This window comes from Halanaerobium saccharolyticum subsp. saccharolyticum DSM 6643 (assembly GCF_000350165.1).
GTDB lineage: Bacteria > Bacillota > Halanaerobiia > Halanaerobiales > Halanaerobiaceae > Halanaerobium > Halanaerobium saccharolyticum.
This window is the reverse complement of record NZ_CAUI01000005.1, coordinates 168,970-195,421: the sequence shown is the minus strand read 5'-3', so window position 1 is coordinate 195,421 and position 26,452 is coordinate 168,970. Positions and strand designations below refer to the sequence as shown.

General features: G+C 32.3%; 30 protein-coding genes. 3 read left to right on the top strand and 27 right to left on the bottom strand.

Annotation, left to right across the window (positions count from 1 at the left end):
• Window positions 1–11 precede the first annotated feature (11 nt).
• The 20 genes from HSACCH_RS01395 to HSACCH_RS01300 form a co-directional block, all read right to left on the bottom strand.
• Window positions 12–560, bottom strand: coding sequence for a BMC domain-containing protein (locus HSACCH_RS01395; RefSeq protein ID WP_005487284.1), 549 nt, complete (start codon window positions 558–560; stop codon window positions 12–14).
• On the bottom strand, window positions 557–1,900 hold the full coding sequence (locus tag HSACCH_RS01390; protein ID WP_005487282.1) for a 4Fe-4S dicluster domain-containing protein: 1,344 nt from the start codon (window positions 1,898–1,900) through the stop codon (window positions 557–559). The genes HSACCH_RS01395 and HSACCH_RS01390 overlap by 4 nt, the downstream gene beginning before the upstream one ends.
• A gap of 48 nt (window positions 1,901–1,948) precedes the next feature.
• Window positions 1,949–3,340 (bottom strand): aldehyde dehydrogenase family protein, encoded by a 1,392-nt coding sequence (locus HSACCH_RS01385; RefSeq protein ID WP_005487281.1) that lies wholly within the window; start codon window positions 3,338–3,340, stop codon window positions 1,949–1,951.
• A 22-nt stretch (window positions 3,341–3,362) separates the two neighbouring features.
• Complete coding sequence (locus tag HSACCH_RS01380) at window positions 3,363–3,782, bottom strand: GlcG/HbpS family heme-binding protein (protein WP_005487280.1); 420 nt, start codon at window positions 3,780–3,782, stop codon at window positions 3,363–3,365.
• A 1-nt stretch (window position 3,783) separates the two neighbouring features.
• Entirely contained in the window at window positions 3,784–4,350 is a 567-nt protein-coding gene (locus HSACCH_RS01375) for a cob(I)yrinic acid a,c-diamide adenosyltransferase (RefSeq protein WP_005487279.1), read from the bottom strand.
• A 12-nt stretch (window positions 4,351–4,362) separates the two neighbouring features.
• Complete coding sequence (locus tag HSACCH_RS01370; RefSeq protein WP_005487278.1) at window positions 4,363–4,638, bottom strand: EutN/CcmL family microcompartment protein; 276 nt, start codon at window positions 4,636–4,638, stop codon at window positions 4,363–4,365.
• On the bottom strand, window positions 4,629–5,453 hold the full coding sequence (locus HSACCH_RS01365) for a hypothetical protein (protein WP_005487277.1): 825 nt from the start codon (window positions 5,451–5,453) through the stop codon (window positions 4,629–4,631). The genes HSACCH_RS01370 and HSACCH_RS01365 overlap by 10 nt, the downstream gene beginning before the upstream one ends.
• Window positions 5,454–5,473: 20 nt before the next feature.
• Complete coding sequence (gene eutJ / locus HSACCH_RS01360; protein WP_005487276.1) at window positions 5,474–6,301, bottom strand: ethanolamine utilization protein EutJ; 828 nt, start codon at window positions 6,299–6,301, stop codon at window positions 5,474–5,476.
• 93 nt (window positions 6,302–6,394) lie between these two features.
• The gene (locus tag HSACCH_RS01355) at window positions 6,395–6,703 is read right to left on the bottom strand and encodes a BMC domain-containing protein (RefSeq protein WP_005487275.1); all 309 of its coding nucleotides are present in this window, start codon (window positions 6,701–6,703) and stop codon (window positions 6,395–6,397) included.
• Window positions 6,704–6,723: 20 nt separating this feature from the next.
• Complete coding sequence (locus tag HSACCH_RS14215; protein ID WP_005487274.1) at window positions 6,724–7,419, bottom strand: BMC domain-containing protein; 696 nt, start codon at window positions 7,417–7,419, stop codon at window positions 6,724–6,726.
• 26 nt (window positions 7,420–7,445) lie between these two features.
• On the bottom strand, window positions 7,446–8,033 hold the full coding sequence (locus HSACCH_RS01345; RefSeq protein WP_005487273.1) for a glycerol dehydratase reactivase beta/small subunit family protein: 588 nt from the start codon (window positions 8,031–8,033) through the stop codon (window positions 7,446–7,448).
• A complete protein-coding gene (locus HSACCH_RS01340) occupies window positions 8,026–9,867 on the bottom strand; it encodes a diol dehydratase reactivase subunit alpha (RefSeq protein ID WP_005487272.1) in 1,842 nt (613 codons plus the stop codon). The genes HSACCH_RS01345 and HSACCH_RS01340 overlap by 8 nt, the downstream gene beginning before the upstream one ends.
• A gap of 23 nt (window positions 9,868–9,890) precedes the next feature.
• Entirely contained in the window at window positions 9,891–10,394 is a 504-nt protein-coding gene (locus tag HSACCH_RS01335) for a diol dehydratase small subunit (RefSeq protein ID WP_005487271.1), read from the bottom strand.
• Between the two features lie 27 nt (window positions 10,395–10,421).
• The gene (locus HSACCH_RS01330; RefSeq protein ID WP_005487270.1) at window positions 10,422–11,078 is read right to left on the bottom strand and encodes a propanediol/glycerol family dehydratase medium subunit; all 657 of its coding nucleotides are present in this window, start codon (window positions 11,076–11,078) and stop codon (window positions 10,422–10,424) included.
• Window positions 11,079–11,102: 24 nt separating this feature from the next.
• The gene (locus HSACCH_RS01325; protein ID WP_005487269.1) at window positions 11,103–12,773 is read right to left on the bottom strand and encodes a propanediol/glycerol family dehydratase large subunit; all 1,671 of its coding nucleotides are present in this window, start codon (window positions 12,771–12,773) and stop codon (window positions 11,103–11,105) included.
• Window positions 12,774–12,821: 48 nt separating this feature from the next.
• The gene (pduB, locus tag HSACCH_RS01320; RefSeq protein ID WP_005487268.1) at window positions 12,822–13,646 is read right to left on the bottom strand and encodes a propanediol utilization microcompartment protein PduB; all 825 of its coding nucleotides are present in this window, start codon (window positions 13,644–13,646) and stop codon (window positions 12,822–12,824) included.
• Between the two features lie 32 nt (window positions 13,647–13,678).
• Window positions 13,679–13,954, bottom strand: a complete 276-nt coding sequence (locus HSACCH_RS01315; protein ID WP_005487267.1) for a BMC domain-containing protein — start codon at window positions 13,952–13,954, stop codon at window positions 13,679–13,681.
• A gap of 285 nt (window positions 13,955–14,239) precedes the next feature.
• Entirely contained in the window at window positions 14,240–15,856 is a 1,617-nt protein-coding gene (locus HSACCH_RS01310; RefSeq protein WP_005487265.1) for a response regulator, read from the bottom strand.
• Between the two features lie 64 nt (window positions 15,857–15,920).
• A complete protein-coding gene (locus tag HSACCH_RS01305; protein WP_005487264.1) occupies window positions 15,921–17,150 on the bottom strand; it encodes a sensor histidine kinase in 1,230 nt (409 codons plus the stop codon).
• A 160-nt stretch (window positions 17,151–17,310) separates the two neighbouring features.
• The gene (locus HSACCH_RS01300; RefSeq protein WP_005487263.1) at window positions 17,311–18,486 is read right to left on the bottom strand and encodes an iron-containing alcohol dehydrogenase; all 1,176 of its coding nucleotides are present in this window, start codon (window positions 18,484–18,486) and stop codon (window positions 17,311–17,313) included.
• A gap of 210 nt (window positions 18,487–18,696) precedes the next feature.
• On the opposite strand from HSACCH_RS01300, the gene HSACCH_RS01295 reads away from it, so the two are divergent.
• Entirely contained in the window at window positions 18,697–19,458 is a 762-nt protein-coding gene (locus HSACCH_RS01295) for a DeoR/GlpR family DNA-binding transcription regulator (RefSeq protein WP_005487262.1), read from the top strand.
• Window positions 19,459–19,475: 17 nt separating this feature from the next.
• Here HSACCH_RS01295 and HSACCH_RS01290 read toward each other — a convergent pair whose 3' ends face one another.
• Window positions 19,476–20,105, bottom strand: a complete 630-nt coding sequence (locus HSACCH_RS01290) for a lysophospholipid acyltransferase family protein (protein ID WP_005487261.1) — start codon at window positions 20,103–20,105, stop codon at window positions 19,476–19,478.
• Window positions 20,106–20,280: 175 nt separating this feature from the next.
• Here HSACCH_RS01290 and HSACCH_RS01285 point away from each other — a divergent pair, with 175 nt between their 5' ends.
• Together HSACCH_RS01285 and HSACCH_RS01280 are read left to right on the top strand one after the other, a co-directional pair.
• Window positions 20,281–20,871, top strand: a complete 591-nt coding sequence (locus HSACCH_RS01285; protein ID WP_005487260.1) for a cyclodeaminase/cyclohydrolase family protein — start codon at window positions 20,281–20,283, stop codon at window positions 20,869–20,871.
• A 44-nt stretch (window positions 20,872–20,915) separates the two neighbouring features.
• On the top strand, window positions 20,916–21,758 hold the full coding sequence (locus HSACCH_RS01280; RefSeq protein ID WP_005487259.1) for a bifunctional 5,10-methylenetetrahydrofolate dehydrogenase/5,10-methenyltetrahydrofolate cyclohydrolase: 843 nt from the start codon (window positions 20,916–20,918) through the stop codon (window positions 21,756–21,758).
• A gap of 61 nt (window positions 21,759–21,819) precedes the next feature.
• Here HSACCH_RS01280 and cobO read toward each other — a convergent pair whose 3' ends face one another.
• The 6 genes from cobO to HSACCH_RS14080 all read right to left on the bottom strand — a co-directional run bounded on the left by cobO (window position 21,820) and on the right by HSACCH_RS14080 (window position 26,450).
• Window positions 21,820–22,323, bottom strand: coding sequence for a cob(I)yrinic acid a,c-diamide adenosyltransferase (gene cobO / locus HSACCH_RS01275; protein WP_005487258.1), 504 nt, complete (start codon window positions 22,321–22,323; stop codon window positions 21,820–21,822).
• 101 nt (window positions 22,324–22,424) lie between these two features.
• Window positions 22,425–24,308, bottom strand: coding sequence for a methyl-accepting chemotaxis protein (locus tag HSACCH_RS01270; RefSeq protein ID WP_268741832.1), 1,884 nt, complete (start codon window positions 24,306–24,308; stop codon window positions 22,425–22,427).
• 113 nt (window positions 24,309–24,421) lie between these two features.
• Window positions 24,422–25,621 (bottom strand): acetate/propionate family kinase, encoded by a 1,200-nt coding sequence (locus HSACCH_RS01265; RefSeq protein ID WP_005487256.1) that lies wholly within the window; start codon window positions 25,619–25,621, stop codon window positions 24,422–24,424.
• 33 nt (window positions 25,622–25,654) lie between these two features.
• On the bottom strand, window positions 25,655–25,903 hold the full coding sequence (locus HSACCH_RS14090; RefSeq protein WP_005487255.1) for a hypothetical protein: 249 nt from the start codon (window positions 25,901–25,903) through the stop codon (window positions 25,655–25,657).
• A 44-nt stretch (window positions 25,904–25,947) separates the two neighbouring features.
• Window positions 25,948–26,295: an acetamidase/formamidase family protein gene (locus tag HSACCH_RS14085; RefSeq protein ID WP_005487254.1), complete on the bottom strand. Its 348-nt coding sequence runs from the start codon at window positions 26,293–26,295 to the stop codon at window positions 25,948–25,950.
• Window positions 26,256–26,450 (bottom strand): hypothetical protein, encoded by a 195-nt coding sequence (locus tag HSACCH_RS14080; protein ID WP_005487252.1) that lies wholly within the window; start codon window positions 26,448–26,450, stop codon window positions 26,256–26,258. The genes HSACCH_RS14085 and HSACCH_RS14080 overlap by 40 nt, the downstream gene beginning before the upstream one ends.
• Window positions 26,451–26,452 lie beyond the last annotated feature (2 nt).

Here is a 26,452-nt window from a genome sequence, read left to right as displayed (position 1 = left end):
AATAAACCATTTTATAATAATGTCTTAAATACATCCTTATCTGGTGAAGAAATAAATACTTTATTATAAAGCATTCCATTGCCATAAGTTACTGCTTCAGCTGCATTTAAAGCCTGTTGGACAGCACTCACATCCCCAGTAAAGCTAACATATGCTTTACCTCCAAGCCCTGTTCCTAATCTAACCTGTATAAGCTTAACATCAGATGCCTTTGCAGCAGCATCTGCACCTATAATAGCACTCGGCATAGAGAAATATTCCAGTACTCCAACAGCATTAACAGCTTCTACTTCAGTTGTTCCATTAATAGCACTAATCAAATCTTCATGAATTCTTGATACTATCATATCGTCAACTAAAAATGGTCCTGAAGCTTCTTTTCCTGAAGAAATTGATGTTTTAACAGCACTCACATCACCCGAAATCAAAATTGTATATTTACCAGGACAATTCGGCTGGGCCAGAATCAAATCTACATCAGCAGCTTTTTTCATAACATCTGCCACTTTAATCCCCTGACTTATGGAATTAAATTCAAGCATGCCAATTGTTCTTATCATAATACCACCTCTGCACTTCTACTTATGATTACTTTAGTGTAATCTGCCTTTTTTACTGTTCCACTTATACTTGCATGAATATTAACACTTAAAGCATTTTCTTTGGCTCTGCCAATCAAATCTCCTCTTTCAACTTTTTGACCTTCACTTACAGCTAACTCTGCAGGTGCACCAATATGCTGACTTAAAGGAATTATAACCTCATTCACTTCTAATTCTAATAATTCATAAAGTTCCTGATGATTATATTTGGTTAAATCTAATCTTGCCATCTGTCTATCCGTCGGTATTTTTCTATACCCACGCATTGGATGAGGTTCATACTCAGTTTTATTGCTTTCATATTTTTCATCAACTTTTTCGATATAATACTCATTAACCAGTCTTGGAGATAACCCCATTGGACAAGCATAAAGTTCACATATTCCACATAAACAGCAAAGCTGAGCTGATTTAAAAATTTCAGCTGAATTAACCTCTTCATAAGCTAAGGCTCTCATTATTCTATGTGGTTCTAAAGCATGACCATTTAAATAACGCGGACAGTATTCTGTACAGAGGGTACACTGGATACAGGCAGCTTTTGCTTTATTTTTAATGTGTTCCATACTCTGCTGATTTCTTTCTATAACAAATTGATCCTTAGGAAGAACAATTACAGAACCATCTGTTTTTGTGATTACTGCATTATCAATATCATTTTTTTCAACTAAATTCTCGCCCATCATTGGGCCACCGATAATCACTGCAAATTCATCCAGAGTACTTCCGCCTGCTGCTTTAATACATTCTTCTACGGGAGTCCCAATCGGAACTTTTACTATTCTTGGCTCATTTACTTCTGCCAGAACTGAAACATATTTATCCATGACAGCTTTGTCCTGATTTGCAAGGTAACTATTATATATAGTTCCAACATTAGTAACTACACATCCAACTTCTAATGGAATGCCCATCTCAGGTACAACCCTTCCGGTAATATCTAAAACCATAGTATGTTCATCACCAGCAGGATAAAAACTTTCCATTAAAAAAAATTCAATATCATATCCCTTATCATCGATAACTCTTTTTAGGCATGCATATTCATTTTCATATTTTTTCTTGATTGCAAAAACTGTATGCTCGACTCCAATACTATCTGCAACCATTTTTACACCCTCAACTATTTCTTCAGGGAAATTACTCATCATAAATTTATCAGAGCGTAATAATGGCTCACATTCAGCTCCATTTATTATTAAATATTCAGCTTTAGTGTCATATTTAACGTGAGTAGGAAAACCGGCACCGCCAGCTCCAACCACCCCCGCCTTTGCTATTTTTTCAATAAGGCTCATATTACAACCCCTCTCAATACCTTAATCAAATCAAAAATCAGCTACACTTTATATTATTGAAAATCCATCTACTAAAACACATCTTCTTTTTCTAGTAAAGGTTCTTGCAGAAGTTATTCCTTCCCCAGTTGGCCCAGCAATTGTAAAGGATGAAAAACCTTCGCCACCTGCACCCAACCCAGCATAAGAAGGAGCATTTTTTATATAAATAGTTGTGCCAATTCTTTTAGCAAATGCTGTTAAGTTATCAACATTCTTGGAATGAATAATTGCAGAATGTCGATTACTATTTTCAATTTTAACACCCATATCCATTGCTTCTTCAAAGTTTTTAGCACGAACAATAGGAGTTACAGGCATTAACTGCTCTTTTCTTACCAGAGGATGATCTATATCAGTTTCAAAGATTACTAAACGCAGATCTTCATTTGTAGGTTTTATTCCTGCTTTTTCTAAAATATAGGCTGCGTCTTTACCAATATAATTTTTATTTATGCCGCCATCTTCAGTTAATACTAAATCTTCAAGTGCCTTAATATCTGTAACTAATTGAGCATTATTAGCTATCATACATGCAATTAAATCATCTGCAATTGAATCTAAGACCACTATTGCTTTTTCTGAAGTACATAATACATTGTTATCTATACTTGCTCCTTTAACAATATCTGCTGCTGCTTTGGAAATGTCTGCAGTATCGTCAACTAAAACAGGAGGATTACCAGCTCCAGCACCAATAGCTTTTTTACCTGATGAAAGTGCGGCATTTACCACACCATGTCCACCAGTAACAACCAGCATATTAATTCGTTCATCTTTCATACATTTTTCTACAGTCTGTAGAGTTGGCTCAGCAACTGCTGTAAGCAAATTTGCTGGTCCACCAGCATTAATAATCGCTTTATTAAGCATTTTCATTGCATATAGAGAAACCTTTTTAGCACCAGGATGTGGGTTAAAAACAACACTGTTACAGGCTGCTATCATACTTATTGCATTATTAATTATTGTTGGACTTGGATTTGTTGAGGGAGTGATCGAGCAAATTACTCCAAATGGTGCTTCTTCTAAAATACTTAAGCCATTTTTACCACTGTAAGCTTCTGTTCTCAAATTTTCTGTGCCTGGAGTTTTATTGATTGCTAATTTATTTTTTATAACTTTATCTTTACAGCGTCCCATACCAGTTTCTTCTACAGCCATTTCTGACATTTTTTCAACATGTTTTAATGCTTCATCTCGCATTGCTCTAATTAGTTTTTCTCTATCTTGAACAGAAAAATTAGCCTGGAGTTCCTTTTGAGCTTTTTTGGCTGCAATTATGGCTGCATCCATTGAGTTAAAAACACCATAATCTCCCGCAGAACTAGAAGATTTTTGGTCTAGTTCTTCTATTACTTTATTTATTATTTGAGAAAGCTCTTCTTTATTGAAATTCATCCTCCTACCTCCTTAAAAATATCTATAAACTATTAGTATAGCGATTATTAAAAAATTTCACTCCTGCTTCAGCTACAGACATATCTTCTTCAACCGAACCACCACTTACTCCTAATGCTCCAATAACTTCTCCATTTACTTTTAGTGGAAATCCGCCACCAAAAAGAACTATATTGTCACAAACAGTATCTATTCCATATAGCATTTTACCAGGCTGCGAAAGTTCGCCCAACTTATCACTTCTCATTTTCAAAGCATAAGCTGTATAAGCTTTAGCTTGAGAAATTTTTATACTAACAGGGAGTGCCCCATCCATTTTTTTAAAAATAATTAATCTACCATCATCTCCTACAATAGAAATAATCATTGGAACATTAATTTTTTCTGCTTTTTCTAAACATTTTTCAGATATTTTCTCAGCAATATTAAGATTTATTTCCATTTTAATATTCCTCGCTTTCCAAGATACTACAAACTCTCTCAGTAACAAAGTCAATTAAATATCTTCGATCAGATGTTCTGCTTAAAATATAGATTAAATCAGATAGTCTATTAACATAACTATGAACTAATTCAGAAAAGTCTACAGCTTCTATTAATTCTGCAGAAGCCATTCTTCTTTCAGCTCTTCTGCAGATAGTTCTGCTAATATCAAGATAGCTTCCCAATTCACTCTGTCCTGGTATTGTAAAACCATGAAAATCAAAATTGGATTGATAATAATCTAATTTTTTATCAATATACTTTAAATTTTCCGGAGTAATTCTCTTTTTATATTTTTTCTGCCTAGAAGCTAATTCTGCAGATAAAATGAATAAATCTTTCTGCACCTGACAGATAACATCTTTAATATCTTGATAAGGACATTTTATTCTGATTAATCCAAGCCATGAATTCAATTCATCTATAACACCATAAGCCTCAACCTGTGGATCAGATTTTAGTACTCTTTCTCCACTTAATAGACTTGTCTTCCCTTTATCACCTCTTTTGGTAGCAATAGAAGACATAGTTACCACCTCCTAGAAACTCGATTCATCGAGTTCAATTTCATCAATAATTCCTATTATTGCATGGTCTATAGGACTGCTTTTTAGGTGGTCTGTTAAACGTGCTGAACTTCCTTTAACTACAAGCACTGTTTCACCAATCCCCGCCCCAACACTATCAACTGCAACCACACATTTTTCTTTTCTAAATTCTTCGTATAGTGGACAAATAATAAGCAGCTTTGTACCTACTAAACCCTCATCTTTTTGAGTAGCTACTACATTCCCAACTACTTTTGCTATGAGCATATTATCATCCCTTTATTTTCTGCAATATCCCTAGCATATGGTGTAATTACAGCATCTTCTCTTACCTGTACGATATCGATATTTTCTGCCAGAGGATTTATTTCTCTATAAGTAATCACTTTTTTGTCTAAAAAAACTGTATTTTGAGCTGTTGGTCGACTTAATTTTTCATTTTCGGTTTCAAATTTTTCATGAACAGTCTCATTTGAATAACTCTCATCATCAAATATTTTTTGGGCTGTTTCGATAATATCTAAAGCATCAACTACTTTTATCCCATAACTCTGTAATTTTGCCAGATGTTTTTGATTATCTGATAACAGAGTCCCAGAAATCTTATTCAGGCCAAATTTCTGCCAGCCTTCACCACTTAAATCTGCTGCATTTTTAGCTGCAATAACTGGAATACCTAATATTAATGATTTAAATGTATAATAAATAGCATCAGTATCTAAAATATGAGAAGCTAATTTTGCAGCAGAATTCATTGTTAATATAGGAACAATAACTAAATCTCTATCTTTAATATTAGCTAGGGCCGCTTTGCCATCTACTATTTCTGCTCCTAATTCTGCAGCAATTTTTTGGCAATCTAAAATTTCTTCTGCACTTTCTGAAAAAATCAACTGCCAGTCTGGCTTTAATTTATTATCAAGTTTTTTTAACTGATCAATACTTTTTTGATAATCTATTTTACCTCCTGTAAAAATAGCAGTTATTTTCTTTTTGTTAAAATTTGAATTTGCATTTAAGTTAAGAGATTTTAAAACTTCTTTTACAATCCTACTTATCAATTCAACACTTACTTCAGCCATATTCTTACCTCCATCCTCAACTAACTGCAATAAAAAGCAATACCGAGGGGCGTTACCAGTAATGGTTGAGAAGGTTTAACTATCTTTAAACCTGTTCTATCTGCAAGAATTTTTTCTATGCCATCAATAGCACTTGTCCCACCGACAAGATATACAGTTTCTGCCTTATATTTTCCGATATGATTATTAATAATCGATGCAATCTTTTCTATAACTGGAATAACCATTGGGAAAATTTCTGATTGATGTTCAGGAGATCTTTTCATCTTTTCTGCTTTTTCAACACTTATATTCAAACCACCAGCTATAACAAGATTCAAATGGGTACCTCCAGTTGCTTCATCTGCAGTATAAACAACCTCACCTTCTTGTAAAATAGATATTCCTGTTGTTCCACCACCGATATCAACAACCACTCCCCTTTCAATACCAAGTACAGCTGCTGCTGCTGTTGGCTCATCAACAACATCTTTCACCTGAAAACCTGCACCCTGAACAACATTTTTAAATGTATCAATATCTCTATCGCCAGTACCTGGGGGTACTGCAGTTGCAGCACATTCAATTTTTCTATTTAATATACTTTCTAATTCTAATTTCATGTTTCTAACTATTTTCATAGCACCAATATAATCTACAACTAATCCATCTCTGACAACTGTACCTTCAGTACTGGAAGCTAAAATAGGTTTGTTTTCTTCATCAAGAAAAGTTAAAACAAGATTAGCTGTACCCAGATCAACACCAGCCTTAATTTTACCTTCATACTCTAATTTTTTTGGTTTATTTTCTATCAAGTCTGCTAATACATCTAAAGTATAATTTGCTTTTTCCACATATTTATCCATATTAGTTATAATCCTCCATCAAAAATTAAAAACTTTTTTTATTAATCCCCCCTCAAAATTATGATGAAGGGGGATTATATTTATAAGAAGATCTTATAATTGTGATTCATCTAACTCATCTTCTGCTAATAATTTAGGTAAAAGTGTTTCTACATCTTGATGTGGTCTTGGGATTACGTGAACTGAAATCAATTCTCCAACTCTACCTGCTGCTGCTGCACCTGCATCAGTAGCGGCTTTAGTTGCTCCAACATCGCCTTTAACCATAACAGTAATTAAACCTGAACCTATTTTTTCATAACCTATAAGTTTAACATTAGCTGCTTTAACCATTGCATCAGCAGCTTCAACTGCTCCAATAAACCCTTTAGTTTCAATAAGACCTAAAGCTTCACCGTTCATTTTTGTATTCCTCCTTCTATTTATTCATCTGTACCCATAATTTCGTCATAGTGAATACAGTCTGTTCTTAGTTCTCCTTTTCTACGCGGACAGTCTGGATCTCCACAGAGGTTACATATGTCTCCATCATCTTTTTCTATTTCTTCTTCTGATTCATCTTCTTCGTATTCTGATTCATCATCATCTTCTTCTAAATCGAGTTCTTCTTCAGATTCAAGAACTTCAGTTTCTTCTGTTTCTAGTTCTTCATCAGATTCTTGAGTGTCAGCCTCTATTTCTTCTTCCTGCTCGTCTAAATCAACATCTTTTAGTTGATCTTCGATATCCGCCTCCTCAGTTTCCTCTTTACTTTCCTTAGTTTCTACTATTTCTTTAGATTCTTCCGAGGTTTTTTCAACATTTTCTGCAAGATTTTTATCTTTTTTATATCCCACCGTATCATCGGTAAAGATCATTTTTTTATCGATATCCTGGTGAGGTCTTGGGATAACATGGGAAGAAAATACTTTACCCAATCTAGATGCTGCTATTGCTGCAGCATCGACTGCAGACTTGACTGCACCTATATCACCAGAAAACTTAATAACTACCATACCACCTCTGCTTATTTCATAACCAATTAATTTAACATTAGCTGATTTTACAGCTACATCTGCAGCTTCATAAGCAGCAAGTAGTCCAACAGTCTCAACCATTCCTATTGCAGTTCTGGACATATTCCCTCCTTCCTTTGCTAAGCTATTTAATTACTATTTTCTATATTTTTTAGTGTTTCCATTACTAGTTTTGTTATTTCTTTTACAGCGTCTGATTCATCGTTAGAATCTATATTTTTTTTAGAATCTAATTTTTCGTTGTTTTCAGAGTTACTGTTTGCTATATTTTTTTCTGCACTTTTTGTAGTATTTTTTTCTATATTTTTAGTAACTGAATTATTTTCTGTATCTTCACTTTTGCTGATAGTATAATAATCATCTTCTTTAGAAATTTCTTTAATCGGAATCCCTTTTACCAGTCTTGCTGCATTTGAGCCCATAATCTTTGCCTGAAAATATTTTTCAATCTTTTTTTTGAAAAAAGGATTGTCAACATTCATTTTTTTATGCTGAATTACTATCTGGTCATCATCTCCGACAGCAATTCCTACACCAAGTCTAGATTTCTGGGCTGCATCATGGGCAATTTGATTAACCTTATCTTCACTGAAATAAGAATCAAAGGGTATTCCTTCTTCTTCTAAACCATAACAGACATTATAAAAAAGATGATTAGATTCATACTTTTTCTGCAGCCCTATATAAACAGAAGGTTTATTTGATTGATCAACCATTTATGACACTTCCCTCCGTTTCAAGATAGGAAAGCACTAATCCAGTAGCTACAGCATTTCGGGGTCCCATTACACCTCTAATATTTCCACTTCCCGCAACTACACTATACTCAGAAAGTCGATTAGATATTAAGGTTGGAATTTCAAAATCTTTTGCAGAGCCGCCAACCATAACAACAAAATCAATATCTCTTATATTACCGGTTGGAATGATTCTTTTTAATGCTCTTATTGAATTTCTTACAAAAACATCATTTTTAGCTTCTCTTCTAACCTGTCTGATCTTATCTAATGAATGATCAGAATGAATTGGAATCTTCTCATCATCAGCAAGAATAATAACTCGTCCAAATAATTTTGGATCTAAGGCCTGGTCAAAGAATTTAACAGTTCCATCCTCATGTCTTATGTGAAATACACTTTCTACTTTAGCAAGAGGATTTTCTTTGATAAGTTCTGCTAATTTAAGATCATTGAGTCCTAATTCAATATTAATTAAAAGCGAAACCATATCACCGGCACCTGCTAGATGTGTAGTATATATTTTATCTCTGGATGTAACCATCGCTGCATCAGTTGAGCCACCACCCATATCAAGTATAACAAGCGGTTTATCTGTGCCAGGTGTTGTAAGCGCTCCTAAGATAGCCATATTTGCTTCAACACCTGCAATAACAACATCCACATTTGTTTCTTCTTCTAATCTGTCAGCTATTTTTTGCATAGGCAGCTGACTTGTTTTAACCATAGCTGCTAGACCAACTGCATTCTCCATTGCATGCTCTTCTGCAAGACCACCTGTAACTTTTTTGGGAACAAATGTATTTACAGCAAGAATATCTTTAATCTTGATATCTGAAAGTGGCTGATCCGTGACCGTGCTCATAGTTTTTTTAACTCGATCAAGCATACCGCCAACATTTGTACCTGATTCTCCAGTAACATCTTTTATAGGTTGTATTTTTTCCAGTGAATCCATTATATCTTCTGCACCGGTATCTACACCTATTTCAGATTTTCCTCGATCTCCTAGTATTGTAATTTTACCAGCTGGTATTTTGCGTTCTTCAATATCACCTTCTGGGGTTCTTATTACAACAGCAGATCTATTGCCAATTAAAGATCTAGCAACCGGGAAAATATGTTTGGTATCTTCAGAATCCAATTCAAATATAGTAGCAATTCCATATGGATTAGACAGTTTTTCAATTGTTCCTCCTGGTCTGGCAACTTCCACAGCTGCTTTTTTAGCAAGTGGAATCTTATCAATATATTTAACTTCATCTATTACAGGAATCTGCATATCAAGACGATTAACTATCAAAACTGCATCATCTTTTTGCGCTACTGCTCCATTAATATTAACACCACGCTCAATAGACCTATTAATAATCTCAGCAGCATCTGCAAAATCTACATCTCCTGGTATAATAAGAATTACATCATCACCCGCTGTGCAGCTGTCTATATTATTTATTTTTATTGTATATCCTACACCCAGTCCAATTCCTCCTGGTGTCCAGGGATCATGCCCAATCATAGTGGACTCTGTTATTACTGTTTCTGTTATGGTTTCCATTGCTACATCACCAATAACAGGAGTAGCTTCGTTTAATCTAATTAGAGTAATATCTTCATAGTTAAGATCTACTTTTTTTAGTGCAGAATTTAAAGATCTTATAATACCTTCTATGTTGTCGATTGTACCCTTTAAACCAGTTGTCTTATATATACCATGTGATATAAAGTCAATATTCTGCTTTTCCTTCAAAATCTTGGCTACAGCTACTTCTGTAGTGGAATTACCGATATCAACTCCTACAATATATTCCATGATCCCACCTACCTGTTATTAGCTTATCTATCACCTTTTAGACGCTTCCGTTTTTCATATACTTGAGCAGCCTCTCTAATAAACGCAGCATTTATTTTAGCATCATATTCATTTTCTAATTCATCTGCAATCTCAAGCATATCCTGTTTTGTTGAACGATAAGGACGTAATGCATTGTATATTTCAAGAATTCTTTCATCTCCGACCTTTGTCAATTCTGCAGCTCTTTCTAAGTTTTTAGCAAATTGCTCTCTATCCACTGATCTTGCGATTTCTGCCTGATGATTAAGTGTTTCTGCAGTAATTCTTAATTCGGAACCAGGTGTTTCTCCAGAAACTATCTTTTTAAACTCAATATCATCTAATGTTTGTCCTGAAGGAGTTTTAACTTTATCCTTACTTTTTTCACCCATCGGATAATCTCTTGCAGTTAATCCACTACCTCTTTTCGGAGAAGCTGAATTACCTGATTCTTCAAAATTACCGAGAACATCACGTACAATAGATTCTATTAATTCTTTATCCATTAAATCCACCTCCTGATTTTTAAAAAATTATTTAAATGATACTTCAATTTCTACTACTTTTTTAGTTGGGTCAAGATACTTAACTTCTTTATTGTATAACACAGCAGATATTGCCTGATATTTTGGCCTGGCCATCTGATCATTTTTTGTTGTTACAGGTTCTGGATTTTCTCCTTTAGCATATCTGGCAGCATTTTTACCAATCCGTCTATAAGTTGGTAAATCTACAAGTGGTGCCTGTGGGAAAAGTTCTAAGTTGGCCAGTGGATTTAAATCTTTCTGGTGTATTAAAATTGTACCTTTAGACTGTAATCCAATACCAATACCTGAACCACTAATTTGTGCAGCCTGATGTCCCATAAAACCAACATCAGCTGTGATATAGTTCTTAACAACTCTTGCCTTAATTCCTTCTTCTTCAATACCAGCCATAACTTCTCTTAATATCTCACTATGGTCAACATCTATCATAGTTTTTGACAATTTATTTCCAAAAGCAGGACCTATTGCAATTACAACTTCATCATTATTTCTGCCTTCTGCTGCTTGGCCTGTTTCGCTGATAACCATATTACCTGATCTATCAGGAGAATATGATTTTGTTTCAGAGTTACCGCCCTGATCAGACATACCCGACAGCACATCAACAACTATCTGGCGAATAGCATCTTCATTTAACTGCATTTTTGCACCTCCATATAATATAATTTATTCTCCAATGTCTTCTGGATCTCTGGCAAATCTGATATCTTTTAGTTTTTCCCAAAGTTCATCTGATACTCTATATCCAGTTCCAGGTCCAGCATAATCATTTTGATCATTTACAGCACTGATACAGTGGAAATTTTCATCAAAGATAGCAGCTGTATGAAGATAATCTCCTGCGATTCTCTGTTTTAGAAGATTAAAGAAGTTCTCTGCAACATCTTCAAATCCATTCTTTTCTAGAGCCTGCACAATAGCTACACCAGTAGTACCTCTTTTCAACATATCTTCAATGCCTCTAAAGTCCTCTCTTACATCACGATCAGGCATATCTTTACTTCCATGTGCATATGTGGCAGCTTCTACTTCTTCATCTGTAATATCAGGCATCCCTAATTCTTTAAATACTGCCTGTAAAGCTTTAGCTCCCTTGTTTCTTATTTTGATAACATCTTCTTCATCTACAGGTACTAATCCACCATTAACCTTGAGATCACGCTGTAGGACCAAATAGTCATCATAATCATCAACATCATGTGTTGAACCCGCAAACATATTATCATAGTTTGGAACAGCACTGTAACCAGAGAAGATAAAATCAGTCCCTGGTAAAAACTGCATTAACATTCTTGCTGTTCTTCTTGTACGAGAGTGAGTAAATGTCTGGTCATTACCAGATGCACATTCTAGGTCAAGCAGCATTGCAATTAAATTTTCTGCAAGCATTGCTCTAACTCCAGAAGGAACTGCACCAGGAACACCAACACAACTGATTGAACCATTTTGAATGCCCTGAACTCCTGCACCTTTTGTCATGTAGAGACAGCGGGCTTCAAGATAAAGCATTGATTTACCATCAGCAAAACCCATCTCTGCTTCAGAGCCAGTACCAGATGTATATCTCATTTTTAATCCTCGAGAAGCATAAGCTGATGCTAGGAAACTCTTCGACCATGGAGTATCATCACCATCAACAAATACCTGTTCTGTACCATAAACTGAAACTGTTTCAGCATAAGCTGTAAAACCACGCATCCCCATTTCTAATTCCATTGCTTCTTCAACAGCACACTGAGTTAAAACTCCACCGCGGCCGGTCTGACCACCAACCATAATGGAAATAGCATTAGAAGGAGCATATCTAACAATACCTACTGTTGTTTCTAATTCGTCAAAACCACGCAATGCTGCTTCAGCTGCATCTGCAGCAAGTAGAGCTGGATGGTCTTTTACATTAGTAACGTGACACTGATTTGAGGGAGTTTTTCTGGCCCTCATTTTTTGCACAGCAAACATCATTTCTACAACATTCATATGTCCCACAACTTCGACCATTTTTGCAGGTGTCATACCAAGTCCTAATTTCTTTACTTTATCTCTGCTCACATTTACATCAACAATTTTATGGGCCAACTCACGGGAATCCTGAGCCATTACATCTTCAATAATATCTATATCAAGTGTATGATCGGCAATAAACTGATCAAGCATATCAAAATCTTCACGCTTTTTGCCATCTAGGTTAACAATTTTGCCATTTTCTATTTTTACACTTGGTTTTGGATCTTCTGGGCCTTCCATAGCTACTAAGCCAGCTTCTGGCCATTCTTTAATAAATCCATCTTGATGGACTGGACGTTGATCTAATAGTTCAAATCGCTTGGATCTCTTCAATTTTTTCCCTCCTTAAACAATTTTTAAGATAGTATACTGCAGTCATTTTTAAATATATGGTTTAGTTACTGATTCAGGTTTATCACCTAAACTGCCGAGGAGTTTTAATCCGACTTCTCTTGCAGCAATTACTGCCTGACGAACTGCACCGGAATCACCACTGAAGAATAATATGCACTCATTAGTTAGACTGGTACCATCTGCTGGACTAGCAAAACCAATAACATCTATTGTTGCTGCTTTTACAGCTACATCTGCCATAACAACCCCAACTGCAGCTGGAGCACCAACACTAATACCAAATGCCTTACCCTCAGGAGCACCAAAAGCTTTATTTAATGCTTTACTTGCTCTTGCTGTATACTGAAACTCTAAGTGACCTGCTTCATTTGCATAAACATCACCAAATGTACGATCAAGTTCTTCTAAACATACCTGGACTGCTCTTCTAGCATCAGAAACTTCTTCAGCTCCAAAGACAATTAAGGAACCGTGACCTGCTCCACCCTTAGTGTCTCTTGGAAGCTCTATTTTTACTACCTCAGTATTTGAAGCTTTTACCGCTTCATCTGCAGCATATATCTGAGGACCTGCACCAGTTCTCGCACCAATAATACCTAAAGAGCGATATTTTTTATCAATACCCATCATTTCTCTTAATTTAGGATCAAGATTTGCAATAACAAGACCAATTGTATCTCCAATAGTTGTTCCTATAAATTCAGTTACTTCATTAGCCAGATTCAATTTAGCTTCACCACCTTTTTTATTTGCGCTCTTTTCAACTTTTTTTTCTGTACTTTTTTCATCTTCAGATTTTTGAATCCTGTTTAATACCTCATTAACAAGTTCATTAATCTTCTTATCATCCATATCAATTAACCCTCCTCTCCGTCTTTATTCTTTTATTCTTGTTGAAGAAGTAAATCTACATCTTCATGGGGGCGTGGAATTACATGTACGGAGACAACTTCTCCAACCTTTCTACCCGCAGCAGCCCCGGCATCTGTAGCAGCTTTGGTAGCTCCGACATCACCTCTTACCATAACGGTAATTAATCCAGAACCTATTTTCTCGTACCCAACTAATTTAACATTCGCTGACTTAACCATAGCATCAGCAGCTTTTATAGCAGCTACAAAACCAATAGTTTCAACAAGCCCTAAAGCTTCTCTACCCATTGTCTTTCCCCCTTCCTTGATAAAATTTGTAAAATATTTAATTATTTTTTTGCTCTTACTACTTATAATTAACAAAAACTTTATGATTACCTTTACAGAAAATTGTGCTATTATCATAACTTTTTGTTATATTTTTTATATTATAATTTTTCTGACAATTATAATATATCGCAGCAGTTATCGTATAACATATTTTTTAATATTTATGACATAAAATTATAATAAATATCCATAAAAAAAGATGCCAATTATTATAATCTAAAAATAATTGACATCAATTAACTTCTAAGAATTTCTATATGTGGAAGGTGAGATTCCTTCGTATTCTTTAAAAACTCTACTAAAATATCCAGAATTATTATATCCAACCTCTTTTGCTATATTAGAAATATTTTCATCTTCATTTTTTAATTTTCTCTTCGCTGATTCTATTCTTAATGTTGTAATATATTCTTTAAATGTACATCCCATTTCTTTTTTAAAAACCCGGCTAAAATAATGCACACTTAAATTCGATACTTCTGCTGCTTCACTTAAAGAAATATCATTTGTATAATTCAAATTAATATATTTAACCCCACCATAAATTATCTTTTCTTTAAACTTTTCATCTACTTCATTAATTTTTTTAAAGAGTTTAATACATAATGAGTAAAGCCACTCTTTTAAATCAATTATAGTATTAATATCAAAAAGCTGCTGCGTATATTTATAATTTACTGGTGAAACATCTTTATAGTTTGCACCTGCTTCTACTGCTGAACGTGATAAAACCCCCAATAATTCCAATAATCTGGACTTTACAAGCATTGAATTAAAATTATCATCTATCTGCCAATTTTCAAAAAGCGTGTCTATTAACTCTAATAATTGATTTGTTTTATTAGATTTTAATTTTTCTAATAATTTGCGCTCAATATCATAAGGATAAGCTAAGTCTTCATAATCTTGATTTTTAACATCTTCCCAATGAATTACAGATCTTTCTCCCAGCAAAAAAGAATTTCTAATTGCTCCTAAAGCTTCATAATAAGATCGACCAACTACTTTAGGATCATCATAATAACTTCCTATTCCTATTTTAATTGTAAAGTTAGTTCTTTCTTTGATATTATCTACCATTTTATTAGCAATTTGCCTCAACCAATTTTTTATATGTTTATTATCATATATTTGATTACCAAAATACAATATTATAATTTTATCACTTGACATTGGAACAATCATTAAAGAAGGATAATCAACGGCAAATTCTTTTATTATACTGAAAACTTTCTTTTTTAAGAGCTGTCTTTCTATTTCGTCTTGATCAACAGTTCTTCTTGCAAACTTATCTATATCAGCAATCATTACAGCTGAAGGAAGATCATTTATATTAAAAAAGCTAGTTCTATTTTTAATTTCTTCAACAGTATCTATATCTAAGAAAATAAGATCAAAAACAAAAGACATTTTAATATAGGGAAGCACCATATCTAGTTTTTCTTTCAACTTTTCTTTTACCTGCTCTTCTTCTCTTCTTTTTTTTATTTTTTCAACTATTTTTTCTATTACAGAATTTACCTTTTCTGGTTTTACAGGTTTTAAAAGATATTCTTCTATATTAAGTTTTAATGCTTCTTGAACATATTCAAACTCATCATAAGCTGTCATAATAACAAATCTCGCCTCAGGTAAAATACTTTTTATTTCTTTTATAGCTTGTAGTCCATCCTTTTTGGGCATTCTAATATCAATAAATATAATGTCGATTTCATTCTCTTTTGCAATTTCTATAGCTTCTTCACCATTCGCAACTTTTCCAACTATTTCTATGTCTTTTACAGAGCATCTGTTTTTTAAAATAATTGAAAGGGCCTTTCTTTCTAGATACTCATCATCCACTATCATTATTTTGTACATTACAATCCTCCCACGCTTGGATAAATTTATAAATTTAATAAGGATTTTAATTTAAAAATAATTACTAAACATTATTTTTGGGTAGATTAATTTTAACTTCTGTTCCCTGACCTAATTGACTATTAATTTCAAGGCCATATTCATTACCAAAATAATAATTTAATCTTTTATGCACATTATTGACTCCAATACCAGTAATATGAGTAGTTATTCTTTCTTTATTTTCATCTTCAGAAGTTAAAATATTATTTAAAATATTACTACTTATTCCACCGCCATCATCTTTAACAATTATTACAACTTTTTCTTTCTCTACTTTCGCTTTTATTTCAATAGTCCCGGAGTCTCTTTCCTTAAACCCATGAATGATCGCATTTTCTATTAATGGTTGAATAGATAATAAAGGAATATTTATATCATATAGTTCTTTGTCAATGTCAATTTCAAACTTAAATTGATCACGATAACGCTTTTTTTGAATTACAATATAATCATTAACACAATTTAATTCATCCTCTAAATTGACTATTTCTTCTATATTTCTCAAACTATATCTTAACAGATCAGAAAGAGCATAAGTAACATCTTCAGTTTCTTGAGCATTTTCGATCAAAGCTAATCTTGCAATTGAATTAAGAACATTAAATAAAAAATGAGGATTTACTTGTGATTGTAGTATTTTTAATTGTTTAGTCCTTAAATGCTCTTCTAATTGTCTTCTATTCCTAGATTCTTCTATTAATTCTTGTTGATAAATATTGACTAATCCCATTTTAGCTATATAATTTGCTGATAAAGAAAGAAACTCTGCTGCAGCTATTATTTTTTCACGAGGCATAACTTCAAGATCATTAAATTTTTCTTTTAAAATTTCAAAATCAATATCATGATCTTTAACTCTTTCTTTAACCCGATTTAGTGTTTTTTCTCTTCCTTCCTCTTCTGAAATTATCTGTCCACATAAAATAGTACCTATGAAACTGTTTTCCAAAATAATAGGCGCAGCAACATCTATCAGACCATGCTCACAAACATAAGGAGCTGGTTTCCCACGTTCTTTAGCATTTATACCTCCCTGAGAATCAGATAATTTGCATTTTTGAAATCCTTTGCTGCATGATCTAACTGAACTACAAAAAGAAGTAAAATTACTGGGCCTTGTGACAGGTATTCCTTCTCGATTAACAATTACAGCTGCTAACCCTGTTGCATCAGCAAATTTATCCTGTATCCCCTGTAAAATTTCAATATTAATTAATTCATTTAAAGTATAATTAGTATTAATATTTATCACCTCCTCTTATTATTATAATATTTTTAATACTCTAACACAAATATATATTTAATAATCTATATTTTCTCAAAAAAAATACCGGGTAAAATTAAATTAATAATTCACCCGGCAAATATTATAATACTATGAAATTATAATTGACTTTATATTTATATAACATTTACATTGCATCTTCGAAAATAGATTTTACCTGTTCTACAGTTCCTTTTCTTGGGTTAGTTCCTGCATTACCATCTTCTAATGCATATTTCGCCATTTCTTCAAAGTCTTCTTTTTTAATATCAAATTTTGATTCACTTAAAGAAGTAGGAATTCCAATATCTTTAGCTAGCTGTTTTATTGCCTCTAAAGAAGATTCTGCCGCTTCTCTTGTAGACATTCCCTCAGTATTTACACCAAATATTTCTGCTATCTTTGCAAAACGTTCTAATTTAGCTCCTAAATTAAACTTTTCTACATAAGGAAGTAAGATTGCATTTGCAATACCATGCGGCATATCATAGAATCCACCCAATTGATGGGCCATTGCATGAACATAACCTAAACCACCGTTATTAAAAGCAAAACCTGAAAGAACTGAAGCATTAGCCATATTTTCTCTTGCTTCAATATCCTGACCATTATAAACAGCATTTCTCAGATTTTCAGCTATCAGCTTCATTGCCTCTAAGGCTGCTGCATCAGTTAAAGGATTAGCACCTGTAGAAACATAAGTCTCTAAAGCATGAGTTAAAGCATCCATTCCAGTAGCTGCTGTAAGTCCAGCTGGTTTATCAACCATTAACTCCGGATCATTTATTGAAACATCAGGAGTATTTCTCCAACTAACAATTACAAATTTCACATTTGGAGTCTGAGAAGTATCAGTAATTACAGCGTGTCTGGTAACTTCACTAGCAGTTCCCGCTGTTGTATTAACACAGACCATCGGTGGTGTTTCATTTTCTAGTTTCTCAATCCCCGCATAATCCTGATACAAGTCACCATCGTGGGTAGCTGCTACCCCAATTGCTTTACCACAATCATGTGGACTTCCTCCACCAACTGTAACAATCATGTCACAATTTTCTTTTTCATAAATTTCTAATCCTGCATATACATCTTTATCTTTAGGATTTGGAGTTACCCCATCAAAAATAACATATTCTAAGCCAGATTTATTTAAATAATCTCCAACTATCTGGACTGGTCCTGATTCTAAACTGTTTAAATAATCATCAGTAACTAATAAAACTTTTTCAGCTCCTAAAATTTTACATCTCTCTCCAACTACTTCTACACAACCGGCACCCATAAAATTAACTGTTGGTAACATATAATCGTAATAATCTGACATAAAAATTTCCTCCTTATAATTGTGAATAATTTAACTTGGATTAAGTTTACTATATTATGACAACTTTTGCAAGTTTTTGAGCAAAATATTTCAATAACTAGCATTTATTCAGCTTTTAAAGTTTATTTATTGCAAAAAATATCATAATTCTTGATTATATTTAAAAGAATTGTTAAAATTATAATTAGGTATAAAAAAGGAGAGGTTTAGATGCTAAAAGAAGAACGTCTACTCAAAATAATTAACAAACTAAATTTAAATAAAACTATTACTATTAAAAAATTATCAAATAACTTTAATGTTTCAGAGTCAACTATCAGACGCGATCTGGATGAACTAGAAAAAAAAGGCTATGTTAAAAGAACACATGGGGGAGCAGTTTTAATTGACAAATTTAACAATGAATATAATTTTCTTAAAAAAACTAAGGAAAACATTGAAGAAAAAACAGCAATTGCTAAATATGCCGCTAATTTGATAAAAGACGGTGAGATAATTGCAATAAACTCCAGTACTTTAACTTATTTAATGGCAAAAAAAATAAAAGCTAAAAATTTAAAAATTGTTACAAATTCTGTTGATATAATTGTGGAGTTAAGCAATAAAAATGATTATGATATCTCTGTTTTGGGAGGGGATTATTTTCATATAGCTCGAACTATAGAGGGGCCAATAACTGAAAAACAGATTAGAGAAATGCATTTTGATAAAGCTTTTTTAGGTGTAAATGGTATTGATTTAAATCTAGCATTATCAACTGCCAGCCCAATTGAAGCAAGCAGCAAAAAAGCAATGATAGAATGCAGTGATCAGAGTTATATTTTGAGCGAAAGCAACAAATTTGATAATGCTTCGTTCTATAAAATAGCAGATTTTAAAGATATAAACGAAGTTATAACTGATGAAAATTTAAGTGAAAATAAATTCAAAAAATATCAACAATATACAAAAATATTTAGAGCAGGAGCTTAGATTGAATTGTTTTTTTCTTAATTTTCCATTGATTTCTTAATTTCCTTTTTTAAAGATTTAAACTTTTCTTTTCTATCTTTTCTTTCAATTTTAAAAGGTTTTTTTACATTAATAGTTATTTTATTGAATGGTAGTGGGATTTTCAATTTATCCCATCTATTCTTCAAACTTACACTGTGTTTTATATCAACAGTCAAAGGAAGTATTTTTCTATCTGAAAAAAGAGCCATAATAATAGCAAAGTCTTTTATTTGATGTTCAGGTCCTTCAGGACCATCAACTGAAAGAACTAGATTCGCATTATTTGTTTTATTAATTTGACTTTTTAACTGAAACATATAGTTACCATCAGCAGCAGTATCTGGCAGTCTCAAAACATCATAACCAAAATGATTACTGATTCGAGTAATTACTCCCCCTCTTTTATTTTGAGTTGTTACAATATTTAATTTCTTTCTTTTTAAGAACGGATAATAACAATAGCTATCACCATGCCAGATAAATAAAACAAATTTGTCTGGATAGTCAGATTCTAGATATTTCAGGTTCCCTTTTTTTTCAATTTTACTAGTTTTATAAACAAAATCAATATAATAATATAAAACTGCACTTATAATTTTTTCTTTTAACTGACTTAAAATTTCCATATAAACACCTTTTCCCTCATAATATTTAAATTAATTTTTTGATAAAATAATTAAGATAACTGCTTAAAGCAAATTAATACTTGTTTATAGACGCTTCCTTTAATATAATTAACCTAATATAAGGATAATTTAATATTTTAATTTATGCAAATATATTTTAGAAAGGAGTTTTATTATGTATGCTCAAAAGACTATCGAAGAATTCTTGAATGATTTAAGCTCAAGCAACTCAATTCCTGGTGGCGGCAGTGCAGCAGCCTTAAGTGGAGCTTTAAATGCTGCAGTTATAAGTTTCATAGCAAATTTAACGATAGGTAAAGAAAAATATGCTAATGTTGAAACTGAAGCCCAAGAAATTCTTGTTGAAAGTGAAGAATTAAAAAAAGAAATGCTTTTAATGATTGACAAAGACAGTAAAATTCTGGGAGATATCTTAGACAGCTATAAAGCTGGAGACAAAAACAAAGTTAAAGCAGTCTGTCAAGATGCTGTAGAATTTTCAATGGATATGACCAAAAAGGCAGTTAGATTAATGCGCCTCAGTCTAGAAATTAGTGAAATTGGAAATAGAATGCTGGCAAGTGATTTTGAGGTAGCAGCCTATATAGGTGATGCAGCAGTTGGTAGTGCAATAGCAAATATTAAAATAAACCTTAAAAGCTTAGATGATCAGGAATATAAGGAAAATATTAAAAGTGAATATTTAAAATTAAAAAATGAAAGTTCACGCCTCAAAGAAGAAATTATTGAACTAGCTAATAAATAATTTAAATTTTTCGATAACACATCTAAAAGTAGGAGAGTAGATTTATGAAAAAATTAAATGGTAAAATAATAGCAGAAAAGATAAAAAATAATCTGATTGAAGAAGTGAAAAAATTAAAAGAAAAAACAGGTAAAGCAGCTCATTTAGTTGTATTACAGTATGGAGAAGATGAGGCAAGCAAAGCCTATGCTCAAAGAATAGAAAAAAATTGCAAAAATATCGGAATTGAATTTGAATATCAGCAGTTTATAGAAGAACCTGGTAAATTTAAAGAAATATTAAAAAAAGCAAATCAAGATCCTCAAATAACTTCAATAATGGTCCAACAGCCACTTCCCAAAAATTTAAAGGACAGTTTAGAGATGATTAACCCCCAAAAAGATGTTGAAGGAATTACTTCTGCTTCTTTAGGCAAACTTTTTGTTGGTCTTGAAACATTAAATCCTGCCACAGCTGAAGCCTGCATGGAAATCTTAGATTATTATGATATTCCAATCAAGGGTCAGCGAGCAGTTGTTGTTGGCAGAAGCAATATTGTTGGTAAACCTGTTTCCATTTTGCTGCAGCAAAAACACGCTACTGTAACAATGTGCCATTCTCGAACTAAAGATTTAGAATGGGAATTAAAACAAGCTGATATTGTTATAGCAGCAGTTGGAAGCGCAGAAATGATAAAAGGGACAATGTTAAATGAAAATTCTATAATCATTGATGTAGGGACTAACTTTATTGATGGTAAGTTACTAGGAGATGTCGATTTTGATTCAGCTGCCGAAAAGGTGAAAGCAATTACTCCTGTTCCAGGTGGTGTCGGAACAGTAACCAATCAGATTTTAATGCGCAATATAGTTAAATCATTTAAAATCCTGCATGGAATAACAATTTAATTTAATAAAAATATAAAGACCTTTAATTATTATATTAAAGGTCTTTATATTTAATATTTATTTATTTTTCTATTCCCACTCTTGCCTCTAGTCCTTGATTATAATAATGCTTTATTTCTTTCATTTCAGTTACCAAATCAGCTTTTTCTATAATTTCTTTGGCTGCATAACGGCCTGTTATCACTACCTCAACATTTTGAGCTCTAGCATTTATGACATCAATCAACTCTTCTACAGAAAACAAATTATAATAAACCGCAATATTTGCCTCATCTAATATTACTAAATCATATTTTCCTGATTTCAATATTTCTTTAATTTCTTTCAGCCCTTTTCGTGCTTCACCAATATTCTTTTTATCTGTTTTTCCCTTAATAAAATAATCTAATCCATATTGTGAAATCTTGATTCTGTCAATTCTTTTTAAACTTTTCAACTCGCTATATCTCATGCCTTTAACAAATTGACCTATAAAAACACTTTTTTCTGCTCCTACAGCTCTAATAGCCAATCCAAAAGCAGCTGTTGTTTTACCTTTTCCATTACCAGTATAAACCTGAATCATTCCTTTTATTTTAATCACCTCTTATCATTTATAATATTCTAACTAATCATTATTGTTCTAATTATATATTCTTAAATTAAAAACTATACGGCTTTAGCTAATTAAATTTTAAATTTATCTACTTGTTGAGCCAATTCATTTGCTATTACTGCTAATTCTTCAGCTGAATTAACTATTTCTTCTGTAGCAGCACTCTGCTCCTGACTGGCAGCTGCTACTTCTTCCGAATTACTTGCAGCTTCATCACTTACAGCTGCCACCTCATTAATAGATGTTTTTACATTCTTACCATTTTGATTAATATTTTCTGCTTTAGATGCAATTAGATTTATTAAATTAGATAATTCTTTAGATACATTATTTATTTTTTCGAATGAACTACCCATAACATTAATTGACTTAACACTTTTTGCAACTACTTTTTCTGCATCATTCATTCCAGTAAGTGCATTATTTACCCCTGATTGAATTTGATTGACAAGCTTACTAATTTGATCGGTTGCTTCTTCAGATTCTTCAGCTAACTGTCTTATTTCATCTGCAACTACAGAAAACCCTCTACCAGCTTCTCCAGCTCTAGCAGCTTCAATAGCAGCGTTTAAAGCTAATAAATTAGTCTGAGAAGAAATATCATTAATCATTTTAACTATATCTCCTATTTTACTTGATAAATTTCCTAATTTATTAATATCAGTTGAAACGTCCTCAGTGTTATTTTTTACTATTTTAATACTTGAGATAGATTCTGCAACTGAATCATTACCTATCTCAATATCATTAATAACATTGTTTGCCTGTATATTCATCTCATCTGACATTTTTTTAACATCAGAAATATCTTTAATAAGATTATCAATCTGAATACTGCTATGTTCCACCTGAGCAGACTGTTCTTCTGCCCCAGATGCTACCTGCTGAATTGAATTACCTACCTGGTAAGCTGACTTTTCTACATCTTCTCCAGAAGTTAATAATTCTTTACTTGAAGCAGCTAATTGAGACGAAGTCTTAGCCACCTGTTCAATGGTATTTTTAAGGCTGCTTTTCATATTATTTAATGATTTTGATAATTCGCCAATTTCGTCTTTTCTATTTACCTCTAATGGATTAATATCTAAATTACCATTGGCTATTTTTTGAGCAAAATTGACTGCCATAGTTATTGGTTTTACAATTTTACTACCAATTAAATATGAAAGAACTGTAATTAGTATTATAAAAATCAAAATAAATAGGATAATACTTTTTGCATAATCTTTTAAGGGTTTAAAAGCAGTTTCCACAGGTTGTTGAACTACTAAAGCCCAGTTTGATTTTTCTATATTACTAGAGCTTCCAATAACTCTATTTCCGGCTTTAGTTGAATATTCTATTGTTTTACTATTCTTATTTAAACCGCTCTTAACTAAAGGATTATCATTCATATACTCTTGTTTAAGTACCCTTTCATCAAAATCAGGATGTGCTATTAATTTTCCTTCTCCATCTGCTAAAAAAATAATGCCATCATTATCAACATCTGTATTGATGATAATTTCCTGTAACTTATTTAAGTTAATATCGCCTCCTAAAACTCCAGTAACCTCTCCATTTTTTTCAATTGGAGTAGAAATAGTAATAACTGGCTGATTTGTTTGAGTAGAAATATATGTTGAAGATGATAAAAAAACTTTACCAGTTTCAAGAGGATAGTTAAACCAATCTCGATCACTATAATTATAATTTTTATAATTTTCAACTTTAACAGATGTACTACTAGCGTTTAAAATCCCTTTGTTATCAGTACTATAGACAATTTCAAAAACTGGAAAATGATTTTTGAAGTTTTTTACAATATCTTTCATTAAATTACTGTTATTAGAGATCATTATATTATTATCTGCCAGATATTTTAATGCTTTAATATTATTATACAAATAGTTGTTAATTTCTTCATTTACTATTTTAGCTATATTTTGATTATTAGCATATATATTATTTGTAATTGTATTTTTTTCTTTATAATAAAAATATCCTCCTGCAAATATTAGCGGTAAAATCGATACAACAACTAATATACTAATCAGCTTTATTTTAAAGTTCTCAGAGTACTTAATAATTAATACCTCCCTAAAATTTCTTCAGTATCTTTAGCAATTACTAACTCTTCATTTGTTGGGATAACTATTGCTTTAACTCTAGAATCAGAAGTACTAATTATTTGTTCTTTTCCTCTACAATCATTAGCTTCTTTATCAAGTTCAATTCCCATATATTCTAAACCGCTTAGAATTTCTTCTCTAGTCTCAATTGCATTTTCACCGATACCTGCTGTAAATACTACTGCGTCTATTCTACCCATAGCAGCTGAATAAGATCCGATATATTTTTTAACCCGGTAGTTAAAAATGTCTAGAGCAACTCTTGCCTGATTGTTACCATTATCAGCAGCTTCTTCTATATCTCTCATATCACTGCTAACACCTGATACTCCATAAAGACCGCTCTCTTTATTTAAAACACCATCAATTTCAGAAGTTGTCATATCTTCTTTATCCATAATAAATGGAATGATTGCTGGATCAATATCTCCACATCGTGTACCCATTACCAAACCTTCTAGTGGAGTAAAACCCATACTTGTATCTACTGATTGGCCATTTTTAACAGCAGCAATACTAGCTCCATTTCCTAAATGACAGGTAACAATTTTAAGATCTTCAAAATCTTTGTCCATCATCTCAGCAGCTCTTCTAGCTACATAACCATGAGATGTACCATGAAATCCGTATCTTCTTACTCCATATTTTTCATAATATTCATAAGGAAGAGCATAAGTATATGCTTCTTCTGGCATAGTTTGATGGAATGCTGTGTCAAATACAGCAACCTGAGATGTTTCAGACATTAATTCTTTACAAACTTCAATCCCCATTAAATTTGCTGGATTATGAAGTGGAGCTAAATCAGAAATATCCTCGATTTTTTTCATTACTTCATCATCAATTAAAGTAGAATGTGCAAATTTTTCTCCCCCATGAGCAACTCTATGACCAACTGCTTTAATTTCATCCATATCTTTTAAAACACCGTGTTCATCAGAAAGAAGTGTCTCAATTAATAATTCTATCCCTTCTTTATGAGTTGGTATTTCATGCTCAATTTTAATATCTGTTCCTTCTTTTGTTTCATATTGCAAAAATGAATTTTCAATTCCAATTCTTTCAATAATCCCCTCAGCCAAAACATCTTCATCTCTCATATCAAATAATTTATATTTTAAAGATGAACTCCCACAGTTAATAACAAAAATTTTCATTAATATCACTCCCGGTTGATTTAAAATATTAATCTATAAAAAATTCAGGTTAAAATTTTTCAAATTATCTTTTCTTATTTTGATTCTTGCTGTTAGTTTTGGGTCAACAACCTGATAAATTTCAATATCACAAATTAACCCCATTAGCATTAATAATTCTGTCTCATCAATTTTAATTTTTTGTTTTAAAAAAGAAAACATATTTTTCGAAGCAATTTTACAGGCCTGATAAATGTCTTCCTCAGAAGCAATTGTATATAAATATTTTTCATTTTCTAACATTGGATTAGGAATTAATTTTTCTTTAATTAAGCTAACAGTTAATGTTACCTCCCTGCTACCTCGAGCCCTGTAACCATTTCTCCATCTGCCATAGATGCATGCAAATCACCTAAAGCTAAAAGACCACCTTCTGCCAAGACCGGTAAATACAAAGTAGAACCTTCAGTTATTATTTTAGCATCCATATTACCGCCATGAGAGTCAAGAGTATCACATGGGATTAACCCTTTTTCTTTAGAAGGTGCAACTCCAATTACTCCAATCATTGGGTTTAAGTCTAATTGTATCACTTCATTAAAAGTTGCTTTATTATTTTTAATTTCTATTAATTTAGTTTTAGGTTTTTTAATTTTTAGAGGCCCAGTAGCTGGGCTGGATTTATTTGATTCCAATTTACTTTATCTAAATTTAGATTATTGGGGTTTAATTGATTTTTAAAATAGTCATTTGTCTCAAATAATACTTTATCTCCAGAAAGAACTTCAGCTACCAGCTCATTCTTAGCAGCCATTTGATAAATAAAATTATCAGCTGAAATTTTTATCATAA